Origin of the sequence: Cellulosimicrobium sp. ES-005, from assembly GCF_040448685.1 — a bacterium.
GTDB lineage: Bacteria > Actinomycetota > Actinomycetes > Actinomycetales > Cellulomonadaceae > Cellulosimicrobium > Cellulosimicrobium cellulans_G.
The window spans coordinates 4,029,706-4,046,404 of sequence record NZ_CP159290.1 but is presented as its reverse complement, the minus strand read 5'-3'; the positions used below and the strand labels follow the sequence as shown (position 1 = coordinate 4,046,404).

Here is a 16,699-nt window from a genome sequence, read left to right as displayed (position 1 = left end):
GCGCCGTCGTCGTGCGCCCTCCTCTCGTCCGGGACCGGCGGCCCGCCCGAGCGACCCGCCGGCGGGTCGGCGGCGCGTCAGCCGCCGTACGTGACCGTGCGGGTCGCGGTGGACCCGTCGGTCGAGCGGGTGACCGAGACCGTCACCTCGCCCGCCGGGGCGCTCGCGAGGCGGCTCGCGAAGGCCTGGTACGCGTGGCGGCCCGGCGCGACGTCGGCGAACGACCGGCTGCCGTACGGCGTGGTGACGACGACGTCGACGGGCACGTCCTCGTCGTTCGTCACGCGCACGGCGACGTAGTCCTTCCCGGCGAGCGCGCGCACGCTCGCCTCGGCCGTGAACGCGACCTCGGCGACGTCGGCCCGCACGAGCGACGCGACGGCGAGCGCGAGCGCCCGCGCGGGCGCGTCGGCCTCGTTCTGCGTCGACGGCGCGGTCGTGGCCCGCGCCGCCGCCAGCTCCTTCGCGACGGCGGACCACGACTCGGCCGTGTAGTGCGCCGGATCGAGCCCCTCGGCCTCGGCGACGACGGCGTCGAGCGCCGTCCGGTCGGCGCCGCCGTCCGCGTCGAGCACGTCGCTCAGGAGGAAGTGGTCGAAGTCCACGTGGCCGCCGGTCCGCTCCTTGGCGTAGGAGAAGAGGCCGAACCGGTACCCCATGAAGTGCGACAGGCTCCAGTCCATGACGAGCGGCCCCTGGCGGGCCCCGAGCGGCTGCCAGGTGCGCCCGTCGAGGCTGTAGGAGTACTGCACCCAGAGCTGGCCGTTCGGCGAGGCGAAGTCCGCGTCCGCCTTGAGGTGGACGTCCGTGCGCTCGCCCAGCGGGACCTGCGACCCGGGGACGAACGACTCGACCGCCTCGCGGTCGATCGTGTCGGCGAACGGCTGGAGCCGGGTGACGAGACCGAGCGTGCGCTCGCCGTCGACCTGCTGGATCCCCGCGTACGCGAAGCTGCGCCCGTAGACGGCGAGCCCGGCGACGTCGCCGTCGAGCATGCCGGAGACGTCGAGCCTCGTCTGGGCCGACGACGTCGGGCCGAACGTGCGCTGCCCGAGGGTGTTGCGCGCCTCCTCGAGATACGTGAGGTCGCGCCCGGGCGCCTTGGTGTACTCCGCCTCGCCGGTGACGACGTGCCCGTTGGTCAGGCGCAGCCAGCCCTCGCGCTCGGTGAGCGACCAGTACCGGTTGTCCGGCGCGTGGTTCCACTGCCATGCGAGGTCGAGGTCGGAGCCGTTGTACGACACCTCCTCGCGCGTGGGCGTCTCGACGTCCGGCGCGCGGCCCACGACGGACACGTCGTCGAGCAGGTACTCGACGCTCGACGACGGCGGCTGCGGGTTCGCCCACGGCGTCTCGACCGCGAGCTTGAACGTGCTCACGTCCGTGCCGGTCGGCACCGTGTAGGTGCCGCGGACCGTGGTCCACTCCCCGGGGGTCGCGTCCGCCCAGGCCAGGGTCTTCACACCCGCACCCCAGTCGCCGACCATGTTGAAGCGGACCGTCGAGGGCCCCGTGGCGTACCGGACCCGGGCCGAGACCTCGTAGGTCACGCCCGCCTGGATCTTCCCGCCGAGCTGCTGGTTCGGGCCGGAGCCGTTGAGCGTCCGGCCCGCGACGCGCAGCGCGCCCGTTCCCGACGCGGCGCCGCTCGTCTCGCGCGTCAGCGTCGCCCCGAACTGCGCTGCCCAGGGTGCGGTCGTCGGGTCCTCGAACCCGGGGTTGGCGACGAGCTCGACGCCGAGCAGGGACTCGTCGTACGTGGGCGCGTCGGGGACCTCCCAGACGGTGTCGCTGAACGCGCGGTGCTCGGCGTCGTTCGCGAAGTCGTCGGAGGCGACGATGCTCTTCAGCCGCTCCCGCCGCTCCGTCGCCGCGTCCAGCACGATCGGCTTGGCGAACGTGTCGCCGACGCGGACGACGCCGTCGTCACCGAACGTGGGCCATCCGTCCTCCCACGTCGCGGGGATGAGCGCGGGGATGCGGCCGAGCGGGTAGGTGTCGCGGAAGAACATGCCCCACCACTCGTAGCCGCCCGCGCCGTCGGGCACCTCGACGAGCCCGCCCTGGGCGAAGCCGTCGGAGTTCAGCGCGCTGCGCGCCACGTACGGGTTCGACCCGTCGGCGGTCTCGTAGCGACCGAGGAGGTGCGGCGAGCGGAAGAGCACCTCCTGGCGGTTCTGGCCGCTCGGCCACGTGATGATCGCGACGTAGTACTCGCCGTCGATGTAGTGCACCTGGGCGCCCTCGAACAGCCCGCCGACGAACCGCTCGCCCGCGTAGTCCTCGGCACGGAAGATGTTCGGGAAGTCCGCCTCGATCGCGGTGAGGTCGTCGTTCAGCCGGACGGCGCTCGTCGCGCCCGAGCCGTAGAAGATGTACGGCGTCCCGCCGTCGGCCTCGTCGAAGAAGAGCGACGGGTCGTGGAACCCCCGGCCGAGCGCGGTGCGCTCCCACGCGCCGTGCTCGACGTCGTCCGTGCGGAAGAGGTAGGACCCGCCCAGGTCGTTGGTGTTGAAGACCACGTAGAACGTGCCGTCGTGGTAGCGCAACGACGACGCCCACTGACCGTTGCCGTAGCCGTTCTGCCCGTTGCGCAGCGAGGAGACGTCGCCCACGCCGAGCCGGTCGTAGACGTACCCGACGATCTCCCAGTTCACGAGGTCGAACGACTTCATGATCGGCGCGCCCGGCGCGAGGTGCATCGTGGTGCTGATCATGTAGTAGACGTCGCGACCCTCGTCGCTCTCGGCCGCGGGGACGCGTGCCACGGAGATGTCGGGGACGTCGCTGCCCAGCAGCGGGACACCGTACGTCCCGTCTCCGTGGTCGGTGGTCGTCAGCCCGGTGATCGTGCTCGTTCCTCCCGGTCCTTCGCTCGACTCGTCCGCCACCGCCGCGGACGTCGTGCTCGCGCCGAGCGCGAGCACTCCCGCCAGCGCCGCCGCGACGGCCGCCCTCACCTGCCTGCTCATCTCTCTCTCCTCCTCGTCGAGGTCATGGTCGATCGTGCGGAGAGCGGTATCGATACCGATATCGCTCTCGGGCCCGCCCGGCGCGGGCCACGGTCCGCCGGGGTGGTCCGGGGCCGTGACCCCGGACCACCCCGGCGGACTGCGTCGCTCCGTCGGCGGGACGGGCGTCAGCCGCAGGCGCGGGCGTCGAGAGGGACGTCGTACGCCGTGGTGACCTCGCGCGGGCCGTCGGGGCCGTCGAGCACCGCGGAGCCCGTGACGGTCACGGTGCCCGCGGGGACCGACACCGAGCGCGCGGCGAACGACTGGTACGCGTTCGCGCCCGGGGCGACGGCCGGGTAGGACCTCTCCCCGTACGGCGTCGCCAGGGTCACGTCCACCGGTGCGTCGCCCGTGTTCGTCGCCCGCACGGCCACGTAGACCTTGCCCGCGAGGCAGCGCGGGGAGACCTCGACGTGAAGCGGCACGACGGCCGCCGCCCCCGGCACGATCTCGACCCGGTAGGTCGTGGCCGTCCGGTGGTCCTGCGCGACGCCGACGACCTCCACGGTCCGCGCGCTCCCGTCCGCGGGGAGCGGCACGACGCGACCCTGCGTGTCGTCGATCAGCACGCCGTCGACACGGACCAGGCCGCTCGGCACGTGCGGGTCCGCGTCGAGCACGACGCTCGTCGTGCCCTCGGGCACGGTGAGCGTGTAGTCCGTGACGGCCGGGTCGAACGCTGGCGCGAGCGCGCCGGTGTCGAACGCGAGCGCCGCGAGCCCGGGCGTCGCGTCGTAGGACGCCGCACGGTCGACCCGGACGCCGAACACGCCTCCGGCCCAGCCGCCCGTCGCCTGGAAGCGCACGGTGACCACGGGGATGCGCTTGCCGTCCTCGTCGAGCACGTACTCGCCCGCGCTGTCGACCTTCCACCGCGTGTTCTCGCCGATCTCGAGGTACTTCGCGGGGAGCTGCGTCGTGTCGACGTAGAACCCCTGCTCGTCCTTGGTCGGGGCGTTCGCGACCGTGGTGATCGTCTTCAGCTTCTCGTCGTTCACGTACACGTCGAAGACGCGACCCTGGTCGCCCGAGTACAGCGTGACGCCCAGGTGGTTCGACGCCGAGGCCGGGTCGATCATCAGGTCGTAGCTGAACCAGCCCGTGCCGTTCGCGTGGCGGAACTGACGGCCGGAGAACGTCCCGACCGACGACCCGCTCTGCTTGAGGTTCTTCGCGTTCTCGAAGTTGTTGTTGTCGAAGCTCGTCAGGCTGTCGACGGTGCGGTCGGCGTCGCGCAGCGCTTCCTTGGCGCGCAGGATGCGCTCCTGCGACGCCGCGGAGTCCGGCTCGTCGAGGTTGAGGTAGAGCCCGTAGGTCACGTCCCAGTTGGTGTGGTGGGGCGTGAAGACGAGGTCACCGCCGTCGGCGGTGTTCCGCAGCCGGAGCTGCACCCGGCCCTCGGCGTCGTCCTCGACGCGCACGAGGTTCTCGGCGATGCGCTCCTTCCACTCGTCGGCGCCCATGTTCGCCGCCGTGATGGTGGTCTGGGCGTCGGCGTCGCGCGTGGAGGAGCGGACGAGGATGCCCGTGCCCTGCCACGCGGGCTCGGGGACCTCGCCGAGGGTCGTGGAGAGGACGACCGGCCCGTACCGGAAGGCCACGAAGTACGGGTTGTCCGGGGTGTCGACGACGGACGCCGCCATCGGCATCGTGTACCGGACGACGTCGCCCGCGGCGACGGGCAGCACGACGTACCCGCGCGACACGACCGGCTCCACGGCGGCGCCGTTCACCTCCAGGCCAGGATCACCCGCGATCCACGACGGCACGCGCAGCCGCAGCGTCGCGTCCTCGGCGACCGCGCCGCCGTCGAGCGCGTCGACGCGGAAGGTCACCGTGTCCTCGTTCGGCAGGTTCGCCTCCTGCGTGAGCCGCAGGTTCTGCTCGGCGTGCTCGACCGTCGAGGAGAAGAACATGTTCACCCACACCGAGCCCTGGCCGGTGAAGTAGATCGAGTCGCCGAGCTTGGAGAAGCTCTCCATGCCCGTGCCGGTGCAGCACCAGAACTCGGTGAACGGCAGGTTGTACACGCGGTGGTAGCCCGACGCCATGGGGTTGAAGTACGTCGTCGTCCCCGTCTCCGGGTTCTGCGACGCGAGGATCGTGTTGATGAACGTGTTCTCGTAGTAGTCCGCGTACCGCACGTCCTTGCTCAGCGTGAACAGCTCGCGCGCGAGCTTGAGCATGTTGTACTCGTTGCACGTCTCGGCCGTCTCGGCGTTGCGCGCCGTGCCCTGCTCGTCGGCGCGCTCGTGCAGCGAGCCGGGCGCGTGGAAGTGCTCGGCCTGGCTGTTCGCCCCGGTGACGTACGTGTGGTCGCGCACCACGATGTCGAAGAAGTTCTCCGCCGCCGCGAGGTACATCGGCAGCTCGTCCTTCTCGGCGGGCGTGAGCAGGTCGTAGTACTCGGGGTTCTGCGTGAACACCTGGTAGCGCTTGAGCGCGCCGAGCAGCTTGGGGATCTGCGTGTTGGCGTGCTTGCCCGGCAGCACGTCCTGGCCCGCGGCGAGCTGGCGGAAGAACGTCACCTCGTCGAACGCCTCGGCCGCCTCCTTGATCCGGACGTCGCCCGTGAGGTCGAACAGCTCGTACAGCGCCTCGTTCATGCCGCCGTACTCGGTGCGGAGCATGACGTCGGTGCTCGGCAGCTTCGCCACGCGGCCCTGGACGTAGAGCCCGAACTCGGTCGCGACGGCGAGCGCCTGGTCCCCGACGGGGCCGTCGACGTACTCGGCGACGTCGAGCAGCCCGGCGAGCACCTTGTGCAGGTTGTACCAGGGCACGATGACGTTCTCGTCCGACGTCCCGGTGCCCTGCACCTGGTCGAGGATCGACTCGCGGAACGCCGAGACGTACCCGGCCGAGCCGGGGTGGGCGGCGGCGTACGCGTCCTGCACGCGCGCGAGCCCGCCCACGCCCTCCTCGATCTCGGTGAACAGCGCGTCCTTGGTCTCCGGGTCCCGGGTCGAGGACCACGACATCGCGAGCGCCGACAGGTAGTGGCCGAACGCGTGGCCGCGGAAGTTCACCGCGTTGCTGCGCTCCCAGCCGCCGTACCCGGCGGCCGTGGTCGGGGTGAGCCCACCGACCTTGTAGAACTCGTAGAGGAACGTCTCGGAGTCGAGGCTCAGCAGGTACTCGTGCTCCTTCGCCGCGGCGTTCTGGAGGAAGTCGTCGGAGAGCAGCACGGACGGCAGCGCCGTGTCCTCGAGCGGCGTCTCGTCGACGAACGCCGGCACGACGACCTCGAGGTCGCGCGTCACGGGCTCGCCGTCGAGGTAGCGCACCGTCGCGGTGAGCGTGACGTGCGCGTCGTCCTCGCCGATCGCGGGCCGCACCACGGTCCCGTCGGTCGCGATCACGTCGGGGTGCGACGACCGCCACGACACGGTCGACCCGCGCGAGCCCGTCGTCGGGAGCACGAGCGCGACGGTCGCGCGCTCGGGCAGCGACAGCGCGTCGGCGTCGTCCTGCGCGACGGCGTCGCGATCGACCGTGCGCCCGCTCTCCTCGTACAGCCCGACGACGTCGCCCAGGTCCGCGACGGCGTCGTACACGCGGTAGTCGTCGAGCGTCGCCTTGAGGTACGCGCCGTTGTACTGCGGCCCGTTGAAGCCGATCGTCTTGGGCAGCGCCGGGTCGGAGCCGAGCACGCCGGTCGCGTCGCCGCCGACGGCGTTGGCCACCGTGGACGGGACCTTCTCGCCGTTGCGGTAGAACGCGACGTCCTTCGTCACGTGGTCGTACGTGACGACGACGTGCGTCCACTCGTCCGCCGGGAAGAACGCCGCACGGTCGGAGCTCGCGACGCGGACCTTGTACGGCTGGCCCGACGCCGGCCCGACCGACAGCGCGAGCGGCACCGTGTCCGACTCGGACGACAGGTACCAGCCGTCGGAGTTGTAGGCCCGCTTGTTCCACGTGATCACGTGCTCGCCCGAGAGCTTGCCGCTGGGCTCCACCCAGAACGAGAGCGTCAGGTCCTCGGGCTGCAGCGCGGTCGACGACCCGAGGTCGAGGTACGTGCTCCCGCTCAGGCGCAGGGCCTGGCCCTCCCCGTCGACACCGTCGACGTAGGAGTAGCCGGTCGGCACGGAGCCGGTGTGGCCGCGCAGGGCCACGGGGTGGGCGAGGGAGCTCGCGTCGGCGACGTCGCCGTCGAACGCGAGGTCGAGGACGGGCGCGGGCAGGGCGTCGGCCGCGACGGCGGACGGTGCCCACGCGGTCACGGCGAGCGCGGCGGCGGCCGCCACGGCCGCGAGCCGGGCCGCGCCGCCGGGTCGACGGCGGACGCCGTCGGTCGGTCGGGGGTGCATCGTTGCTCCTCAGGGTCGCGCGCGGGCGTCGTCGTCCGCGCGTCGGACGGGTTCGTCGGGTGGGGCGGCCCGCGCGAGGCGCGCGCGGGCCGCGCCCTCGTGGCCTGCCGGACCGGCCACGAGGGAAGAGTTCTGCTCAGCCGCTGTGTCGCCGAGGTAGAGGCGTGGTCATGACCACGCCTCTACCTCGGGCGACCAGGGCTCTACCTCGGGGTCAGCCGCAGTCGAGCGCGTCGTAGGCGACGTCGACGGTCGTGGTGACCTGCTCGCCGTCGACCACCGCCGTGCCCGTGACGGTCGCGGTGCCGGCCGGGGCCGACGTCGCACGCGCCGCGAACGACTGGTACACGTTCTTGCCCGGCGCCACGTCCGCGACCGTCTTCTGCCCGAACGGCGTGGAGAGCGTCACCGAGACCAGGACGTCCTCGCCGTTCGTCGCGCGCACGGCGACGTACGCCTTCCCCGCCAGGCAGCGCGGCGAGACCTCGACCGCGAGGTCGAGCTCGGGCGCCGCGTCGGATGCGTGCAGCCGCACGAACGTGATCGAGTGCGCGGGGAACTCGTAGGAGAACTCCTCCCCCACGCCCGTCAGCGTCCGCTCCACCGGGACGACCCGCTCGGGGTCGGCCTTGGTGTTGGTGTCCGACGGCGCGCCCACCATCTCCGTGACCGTCGCCTCGGACGCGATGCTCGTGCCGGCCCCGAGCCCCTCGACGTGCACCTGCGTGCGCGCCGCGGTCGCGGTGGGGTTGACGACCTTGACGACGACGTCGCCCGTGTCGTCGTCGCGCGTGACGACCTGGTAGAGCGACTTGGTCGACGGCTGCTCGTAGGACATCTGGAGCTCGCCGTCGAGGTAGAGCTCGATGGTCGAGCCCTCGACGACGACCTTGACGTGGTACGGCTGGCCGGCCTCGATGGAGTGGTTCTCGACGGCCTTCACCTCGTTGGCGCTCCCGCCCGACGCGCGCTGGAGGGCCTGGCGCGAGTTGTTCCACCCGCCGAGGTTCCACCAGTAGTAGTCGTTCGGGCCGCCCGCGGCGAAGCCGACGAGGAAGCCCTCGGCACCCGACGTCTTGCGCGCGTCGAGCTCGAGCGTGTAGCTCGACCAGTCCTTCGCGTACGCGCCGGCGACGATCGACCGGGCGTCGGTGACGTTCGTCGCCGACTGGACGTAGGCGCCGTCCTGCGCCGCCCAGGTGCCCGACTGCGGCTCCCACTGCGACGCCCCGGACTCGAAGTCGTCCGCGAAGAGCACCTCGCCGCTCGCGTTGTCGGTGACGCGCACGTTGTCGTACTGCGCGGCCGTGTTCCACGTGGAGAGGAACACGCCGCCGTCGAGCGTCGCGTCGGCGGGCACCGGGCCCGCGTGCGTGCTCGGCACGACCTCGTCGCCCGCGTTCGCGGAGAACATCTGCTGGACGTAGTAGTTCACCGAGCCCCACGACTCGTCGTTGTCGAACCAGATCGCGTCGGGCGACCACTGGACGTACGACTCGTTCGCGAGCAGCGGCGCGTACGACGCGAGCCGCACGACGTCGGAGTTGCGCTCCAGACCGGTCATGAACGACGCCTCCGCGAGCGCGTTGGCGAAGGTGTTGCCGCGCGACGCGTACTCGCCGAGGAACACGTGCGGCCCCTCGCGGTCGTAGGAGTCGTAGCGCTCGTCGTTCTCGAGGAACCACTGCGGGTCGTTGTAGTAGTGCTCGTCGACGAGGTCGACGTCCTGCTCGCGGTTGAACTCCCAGAGCTCGTCGAAGCGCTGGCCCGTGTCGTCCGGGCCGGAGTTCGAGATGATCTGGACGTCCGGGTAGGCGGCCGCGATCGCGTCGCGGAACGCCGGGAAGTTGGCCTCGAACGTCTTCGTGTTCTCCTCGTTGCCGAGGCCGACGTACTTCAGGCCGAACGGCTCGGGGTGGCCCAGCTCGGCCCGCACGGCGCCCCACTCGGTCGTCACGTCGCCGTTGGCGAACTCGATGAGGTCCACCGTGTCGTCCACCCAGCGCTGGATCTGCGCCGGGTCCGTCATCTCGGGGATCGTGCTGCCGCAGCCGTTGGCGCCGACCGACACGACGGGCAGCGGCGTCGCACCGAGGTCCTCCGCGAAGAGGAAGTACTCGAGGTACCCGATGCCGTACGACTGGTTGTAGCCCCAGAAGTTCCAGTTGGTCGCGCGCTCCTCGACCGGGCCGATCGTCTCCTTCCACTGGTACGTGCGGCGACGGTCGGTGAAGCCCGACTCCTCGTACGTGCGGAACGTGCCGACGTTCGTCACGCAGCCGCCGGGGAAGCGGAGGAACTGCGGGTCGAGCGCGTCGATCTTCTCGGCGAGGTCCTTGCGGAGCACCGACTTCCCGTTGACCGGCCCGACCCACGTGTCCTGCGGGAAGAGCGACACCTGGTCGAGCGCGAGCGTGCCCGCCGCGCCGGAGAGCAGCGCGAGCCGCCCGGCGTTCGTCGTGCCGGTCGCGGTGAGCGTGACGTCGTACTTCTTCCACGCGTTCGAGCCGTCGACGGCGACCTGGCCGGTCGCGTACGCCGTGGTCCCGGCGGCGTCCTCGACGCGCACGGTGACGGTCTGCGCCGTCGCCGACCGCGCCCAGACGGAGAAGTCGTACGACTCCCCCTCCTCGACGAACAGGCCCGTGTTGTACCCGGCGTTGCGCACCCCGGCGCCCGCGGCGGTCGTCGTCAGGTTGAGGTAGGTGCGGTTCGTCGCGTTGAGCCGCCCGGCGTCGTTCACGACCTGCGTCGTGGCCGTCGCGCCGCCGCGGTTCGCGGCGCTCCATGCGGTGAGCCCCGTGAACGACCCGTTGTCCTGGGAGGTGAACTCGAACGACCGGTTGCGCACGAGCTCCGCGTACAGGCCGCCGTCGGCCGCGTAGTTGATGTCCTCGTAGAAGATGCCGTACAGCTCGTCGCTCATCTCCGTGCGCTCGCCGGCGAGGTCCACGGTGATCTCGTGGTCCGCGCTCGTGGCGGGCGTGACCGTGAGCTTCGTGGCCGCGTCGCGCGGGCCGAGGACGAGCGCGCCGTCGGACGCGCGCACGCCGGCGTACCGCTCCGGGTCGGCCGCGTCGCGCAGCCAGACCGTGCCGCCGCCCGCGTCGGTGAGCCGCAGCGCGGTCGCGTCGTCGCCCGCGGCTCCGAGGGAGAGCCGGGACGCGCCGGTCACGACGACGGGGCGGTCGCCCGCCGTGAGCGTGACCGGGGACGTGCCGTCGGGGCCGTCGACCCCGGTCGCGGCGAGCGCGACCGTCGTCGCGGGGCGTTCGTCGTCGAGGGCCAGGCCGTCGTCGGTCGCCACGAGGTACCGGGCGTCGCCGGGACCCGCGAGCGTGAACGCGCCGTCGGGCACCTGGTCGGCGCCCTCGGCGGCCTGGAGCGCCACGTAGTCGAACGCCGCCGCGTGCGACGTGCCGTTCTGCGCGGCGAGCGCGTACAGGCCGACGTGCGTCGTCGGGAAGTCGACGGTCACGGAGCCCGCGGGCTGCCACGCGGCGCCGTCCCAGAAGCTCGTCGCGATGGTGTCGCCGGTGCGCTGCATGCGCAGCGTCTCCCCGGTGGAGCCCGGGCGGTCCGTGAAGGCGGCCGCGGTGAAGACGCCGCCGGTCTCGACGTCGTTCTCGATCGCGCGGCCCGACGGCGAGAGGTCGCCCACGAAGGTCAGCCCGGACCGGACGTAGTTGTCCATGTCCTGCCACGCGACGAGACCCGCGCCCTGGTAGACGGAGGCGACGGGCGCCTCCACGTGCGTGACGACGGTGAAGTCGCCCGCCGGCACGTCGAGCAGCACGACGTTCTTCGCGCTGTTCGCGTCCTGGTAGGTGTCGCCGGGCTGCGACGCGAGCGTGAGCTTCCCGCCGGCGACGGACAGCGCCTCGGGAACGGGGTTGACGACCGTCCAGTCGGGGCCGAGGCCGGCGCCGTCGAACGCGTCGACCCACGCGCCGTCCGGCAGGTCGGGCTCCGCGGCGGTGGCGGGCACCGACGTCGCGAGCGCGACCGTGCCGACCAGGCCGGTCGCGACGGCCAGCGCGACCGCCCGGCGGCGGGCCGTGCGGGGCCGTGGAGGGTGGAAGGACGTATCCATGGGCTTCCTCTCATCGTCGAGAGACACGCACCATTGCGTGTGAGCGTTAACAGGATCGTGGCCGAGCCTAGTGTGAACGCTCACATTCGACAAGGGTCATGTCATGACACACCGCCGGCCGGGCGTGCGCCCGGCCGACCCAGGGGTGCCGGCCCCCGTCCAGCTCCGGTGAACCCGGGCGAGACGCCCGGGCAGACGGCCGCGGCGCCGGGCCCGCGCCCGCCACGACGTCACGACGACGCCGCGGCGGCCGGGCCCGGCACCGACGGCTCACCTCCGCCTGACGACCAGCACGCGCTGCAGGATCACGAAGACCAGGAGCAGCACGCCGATGACGATCTTGGTCCACCACGAGCTCAGCGTGCCCTCGAAGGTGATGATCGTCTGGATGAGGCCGAGCACGAGCACGCCGAGCACGGACCCGAGCACGAAGCCCGTGCCGCCCGTGAGCAGCGTGCCGCCGATGACGACCGCGGCGATCGCGTCGAGCTCCATGCCCACGCCCGTGAGCGAGTAGCCGGACCGCGAGAACATCGCGAACAGCAGGCCGCCGATGCCGGCGCACGTGCCGCTCACCACGTACACGAGCACCTTGGTGCGTGCGACGGGCAGGCCCATGAGCATCGCCGACTGCTCGCCGCCGCCGATCGCGTACACGGTGCGGCCGAACTGCGTGTAGTGCAGCACGTAGAACGCGATCGCGACGACGACCAGGGCGATGATGACCGCGGTCGTGATGCGCCAGCCGTCGCCGAACTCCTGGCTCCAGCCCGCCAGGGCGACGAACGACTCGTCCGTGATCGGGATCGACTGCAGCGAGATCACGTAGCAGAGGCCCCGCGCGAGGAACATCGCCGCGAGCGTCGCGATGAACGGCTGGATGTCGAAGACGTGCACCATCAACCCGACCGCGAGGCCGAGGACGGTCCCGATGAGGACCGAGACGAGGAGCACGACGGCGACGGGCCAGCCGCTCTGGAGCAGCGACGCCGTCGTGATGCCCGAGAGCGCCACGACCGCGCCGACCGACAGGTCGATGCCGCCCGTGAGGATGACGAAGGTCATCCCGACCGCGAGCACGATGAGGAACGAGTTGTTGATGAAGAGGTTCGAGATGACGCGGGCCGAGAGGAAGTTCTCGTACCGGCTGCCGCCCACGACGAGCATGAGCGCGAGCACCGCGAACGTGCCGAGGACCGGGAGGTAGCGCCGGTCGAGGCGGAAGCGGCTCGTGAGTCGCTCGGTCATTCTCGGGCCTCCGGGGGTGGCGGTCTCGGCGCCCCGGGGGTCGGGCGGCGAGGTCGGGGCAGGGGTCTGCACGGCGGACATCAGGCGCTCACCTCCGCGGCCGCGGCGGCCGTCGGGGCCGCGCGACGTCGTCGGGCGGCGACCAGGTCGCGCACCTTCGGCGACTGCGCGAGGCAGACCGCGATGACGACGATCGCCTTGAACAGGGGCGTGACCGACGGCGAGATGCCGAGCATCGTCACCGTGAGCGTGAGCGTCTGGATGATGAGGACGCCGACGAGCGTGCCCGAGAGCGAGAACTTGCCGCCGGCGAGCGACGTGCCGCCGATGACGACGGCGAGGATCGCGTCGAGCTCGATGAAGAGACCGGCGTTGTTCGCGTCGGCCGCCATGGTGCTCGAGGAGATCATGAGGCCCGCGAGGCCCGCGAAGAGGGCGCACACCGCGTAGACGGTCCAGATGATGCTGCGCGACTTGACGCCGGCGAGGCGGCTCGCCTCGGGGTTGATGCCGACGGACTCGATGAGCATGCCGAGCGCGGTCCGGCGCGTGAGCAGCGCGACCGCCACGAAGACGACGCCCGCGAGGACGACCGCCACGGGGATCCCGAGCCAGAACCCGGAGCCGATCGCCTTGAACGGCGCGCTGTTGACCGTCGTGATCTGACCGCCCGTGATGAGCATCGCGACGCCGCGGCCCGCGGTCATGAGCACGAGCGTCGCGATGATGGGCTGGATCCCGAGGACCGAGACCAGGAAGCCGTTCCACACGCCGAGGACGAACGACAGCGCGAGCGCGATGCCGACGGCCACCAGGACCGTGGTCAGGCTGTCCGGGGAGGGCGACGAGGCGATGAAGCTCAGCGCCACGGCCCCGGAGATCGCGACGACCGCGCCGACCGACAGGTCGATGCCCCGCGTCGCGATGACGAGCGTCATGCCGAGCGCGACCAGCAGCAGCGGCGCGCCGTTCTTCAGCAGGTTGACGAGCGACCCGAAGAGGTGGCCGTCCTGGAGCCGGATCGACAGGAAGCTCGGCCGGTTGATGGTGTTGACCGCCAGCAGCACGACCAGCGCGACGATCGGCCAGAAGAGCCGGTGCTGGACGGCGCGCTGCCAGGCGGGTGCCGTGGTGCTCATGACTCCTGCCCTCCGCTCGCGATGAGCTCGACGACGTCCTCGACCGTGACGTCCTCGTCGTTGGTGATCTCCGCGACCTTGACCCGGTCGCGCATGACGGCGATGCGGTGGCTGAGCCGCAGCACCTCCTCGAGCTCGGCCGAGATGAAGACGACCGACATGCCCTCGCCCGCGAGCTGGGCCACGAGCTTCTGGATCTCGGCCTTGGCGCCGACGTCGATGCCGCGCGTCGGCTCGTCGAGGATGAGCAGCTTGGGGGCCGTCGCGAGCCAGCGCGCGAGGAGCACCTTCTGCTGGTTGCCGCCCGAGAGGTTCTTGATGAGGGCGTCCGGGTTGCCGGGGCGGATCGCGAGCGCCTTGATGTAGGTCTCGACGATCTCGTCGACCTGCTTCTTCGGCAGGCGTCGCGCCCAGCCGCGCTCCGCCTGGAGCCCGAGCACGATGTTCTCGCGGATCGTCAGGTCGCCCACGATCCCTTCGGCCTTGCGGTGCTCCGAGGAGAACGCGATCTTGCGCTGCATCGCGCTGCGCGGCGTGCGCAGGCGTGCGGGCGCGCCGCCGACGCGCACCTGACCCGAGTCGGCGCGGTCCGCGCCGGCGAGCAGGCGCGCGAGCTCGGTGCGGCCCGAGCCGAGCAGGCCGGCGAGGCCCACGACCTCGCCCGGGTACACGTCGAGGTCGAACGGCTGGACCGAGCCCTTGCGGCCGACGCCGAGGGCCTGGACGAACGGGGTGGTCCCGTCGCGGTCGGCCACGGAGCGCTTGGGCGCCTCCTCGAGCTCCTCGAGCACCTCGAGCGAGGTGCCGATCATCTTGGAGACGAGCTCGAGGCGCGGGAGCTCCGCGGTCACGTACTCGCCGACGAGCTTCCCGTTGCGCAGGACCGTCATGCGGTCCGAGATCTCGTAGACCTGCTCGAGGAAGTGCGAGACGAAGAGGATCGCGACGCCCTCGTCGCGCAGCCGCCGCACGACGGCGAAGAGCTGGGCGACCTCGTCCGCGTCGAGGCTCGAGGTCGGCTCGTCGAGGATGAGGACCTTGCACTCGACGACGAGCGCACGGCAGATCGCGACGAGCTGCTGCACGGCGAGCGAGTGGGCCGCGAGCGACGAGGCCGGGTCGATGTCGAGGTTGAGGCGGGCGAGCATCTCGCCCGCGCGTCGGCGCGTCGTGCGCCAGTCGATCGCGCCGAGGCGGCGCGGCTCGTGGCCGAGCATGATGTTCTCGGCGACCGAGAGGTTCTCGCAGAGGTTGACCTCCTGGTACACCGGCGAGACGCCGGCGGCCTGGGCCTCGCCCGGGCCGGAGAACGTGTGCTCGGCGCCGTCGACGACGATGCGACCGGAGTCGATCGAGTAGACGCCCGTGAGCGCCTTGATGAGCGTCGACTTGCCGGCGCCGTTCTCGCCCATGAGGGCGTGGACCTCTCCGGGCCGGAGCGTGAGGTCGACTCCGTCGAGCGCCTTGACGCCCGGGAACTCGATCGAGATCCCGGTCATCTCGACGACGGGTCGACCGTCGGGGACGGCGGTAGTCATGGGTGACCTTCCGTGCAGCGGTGGCGACGGGGCTGCCGGGCCCCGGGTCGCCTCAGGACGCCGGCGACGTCGGCATGCCGGCGGTGGTGCGTCGGCCGCGCGCCGGGGAGACGTGCTCTCCCGGCGCGCGACCCGTCCGTGGTGGCGGGGCCGGTCGGCGTGGACCGGCCCCGCCGGGCGGGAGTCCTCGCGGATCGCTCCGAGAGGGCCGCCGAGCCGGTCAGTACTCGCGCGTCGGGAGCGCCTCGACGGCCTGCTCCTGCGTGAAGGACTGGTCCTCCACGACGATGCGCTTCTCGACCTCCTCGCCCGCGACGACCTTCTTGATGATCTCCGCCAGGTCCGGGCCGAGGAGCGGGTTGCACTCGACGATGAAGTTGATCTTGCCGTCGGCGAGCGCCTGCATGCCGTCCTTCACCGCGTCGACGGTGACGATCTTGATGTCCTCGCCCGGGACGAGGCCCGCGGCCTCGATGGCCTCGATGGCACCGAGGCCCATGTCGTCGTTGTGCGCGTAGACGAGGTCGATGTCGTCGTGCGCCTGGAGGAAGCCCTCCATGACCGTCTTGCCCTCGGCGCGCGTGAAGTTGCCCGTCTGGGAGTCGATGATCGTGACGTTCGGGTTGTCCTTCGTGGCGTTCTCGAACCCGGTCTTGCGGTCGATCGCGGGCGCCGCGCCGGTGGTGCCCTGGAGCTCGACGACGTTGATGGGCTCGGTCGCGACGTTCTCCGAGACCCAGTCACCGGCCATCTCGCCCTCGAGGACGAAGTCGGAGCCGATGAACGACTCGTAGAGGGTGTCGTCCGCGGAGTCCACGGCGCGGTCCGTGAGGATCACGGGGATGCCGGCCTGCTTGGCCTCCTCGAGCACCGCGTCCCAGCCGGACTCGACGACCGGGGAGAACGCGATGACGTCCACGCCCTGCGCGATGTAGGAGCGGATCGCCTGGATCTGGTTCTCCTGCTTCTGCTGCGCGTCGGAGAACTTGAGGTCGAACCCGTTCTCGGCCGTGAGCGTGTCCTGGATGGACTTGGTGTTCGCCGCGCGCCAGCCGGACTCGGCGCCCACCTGCGAGAAGCCGACGACGATCGTGTCGCCGCTGCCGCCGTCGCCACCCGCGTCGTTGCTGCTGTCGTCCGTGCTGCCGCCCCCGCTGCTGCACGCCGCGAGCGCGAGGACCGCCACGCCGGCGAGGACACCCGTCAGACGCGTGCGCGCCTTGGTCGTGCTGAACATGCTCTCCTCCTTGAGATGCGACCTCGGCGCCGTGCCGAGGGTCGTCGGGTCGTGCCAGCCCACCGTCGGGCTGTTGACTCTTGTTGATACATGTTTGCTTGTGTCAATGTCTAG

Annotated in this window: 7 protein-coding genes; all 7 read right to left on the bottom strand. The window is 71.4% G+C overall.

What is annotated here, in order from left to right; all coding sequences use genetic code 11:
- Positions 1-77: 77 nt before the first annotated feature.
- Positions 78-2,972, bottom strand: a complete 2,895-nt coding sequence (locus tag ABRQ22_RS18080) for a family 43 glycosylhydrolase (protein ID WP_353707732.1) — start codon at positions 2,970-2,972, stop codon at positions 78-80.
- 167 nt (positions 2,973-3,139) lie between these two features.
- A complete protein-coding gene (locus ABRQ22_RS18075) occupies positions 3,140-7,330 on the bottom strand; it encodes a beta-L-arabinofuranosidase domain-containing protein (RefSeq protein ID WP_353707731.1) in 4,191 nt (1,396 codons plus the stop codon).
- Positions 7,331-7,544: 214 nt separating this feature from the next.
- Positions 7,545-11,423, bottom strand: a complete 3,879-nt coding sequence (locus tag ABRQ22_RS18070) for an alpha-L-arabinofuranosidase C-terminal domain-containing protein (protein WP_353707730.1) — start codon at positions 11,421-11,423, stop codon at positions 7,545-7,547.
- A gap of 270 nt (positions 11,424-11,693) precedes the next feature.
- Positions 11,694-12,671: a galactofuranose ABC transporter, permease protein YjfF gene (yjfF, locus tag ABRQ22_RS18065; RefSeq protein ID WP_253055031.1), complete on the bottom strand. Its 978-nt coding sequence runs from the start codon at positions 12,669-12,671 to the stop codon at positions 11,694-11,696.
- A gap of 80 nt (positions 12,672-12,751) precedes the next feature.
- Positions 12,752-13,810, bottom strand: coding sequence for an ABC transporter permease (locus tag ABRQ22_RS18060; protein ID WP_353707729.1), 1,059 nt, complete (start codon positions 13,808-13,810; stop codon positions 12,752-12,754).
- Positions 13,807-15,348 (bottom strand): sugar ABC transporter ATP-binding protein, encoded by a 1,542-nt coding sequence (locus ABRQ22_RS18055; RefSeq protein ID WP_353707728.1) that lies wholly within the window; start codon positions 15,346-15,348, stop codon positions 13,807-13,809. The genes ABRQ22_RS18060 and ABRQ22_RS18055 overlap by 4 nt, the downstream gene beginning before the upstream one ends.
- A gap of 220 nt (positions 15,349-15,568) precedes the next feature.
- Positions 15,569-16,585: an ABC transporter substrate-binding protein gene (locus ABRQ22_RS18050; RefSeq protein ID WP_253055028.1), complete on the bottom strand. Its 1,017-nt coding sequence runs from the start codon at positions 16,583-16,585 to the stop codon at positions 15,569-15,571.
- Positions 16,586-16,699 lie beyond the last annotated feature (114 nt).

What these genes read in the sequence shown, in the direction of transcription:
- ABRQ22_RS18075 (WP_353707731.1), bottom strand. Translation starts at nt 7,330, where the DNA reads ATGCACCCCCGACCGACCGACGGCGTCCGCCGTCGACCCGGCGGCGCG.
- ABRQ22_RS18055 (WP_353707728.1), bottom strand. Translation starts at nt 15,348, where the DNA reads ATGACTACCGCCGTCCCCGACGGTCGACCCGTCGTCGAGATGACCGGG.
- ABRQ22_RS18060 (WP_353707729.1), bottom strand. Translation starts at nt 13,810, where the DNA reads ATGAGCACCACGGCACCCGCCTGGCAGCGCGCCGTCCAGCACCGGCTC.
- ABRQ22_RS18070 (WP_353707730.1), bottom strand. Translation starts at nt 11,423, where the DNA reads ATGGATACGTCCTTCCACCCTCCACGGCCCCGCACGGCCCGCCGCCGG.
- ABRQ22_RS18080 (WP_353707732.1), bottom strand. Translation starts at nt 2,972, where the DNA reads ATGAGCAGGCAGGTGAGGGCGGCCGTCGCGGCGGCGCTGGCGGGAGTG.
- yjfF (WP_253055031.1), bottom strand. Translation starts at nt 12,671, where the DNA reads ATGACCGAGCGACTCACGAGCCGCTTCCGCCTCGACCGGCGCTACCTC.
- ABRQ22_RS18050 (WP_253055028.1), bottom strand. Translation starts at nt 16,585, where the DNA reads ATGTTCAGCACGACCAAGGCGCGCACGCGTCTGACGGGTGTCCTCGCC.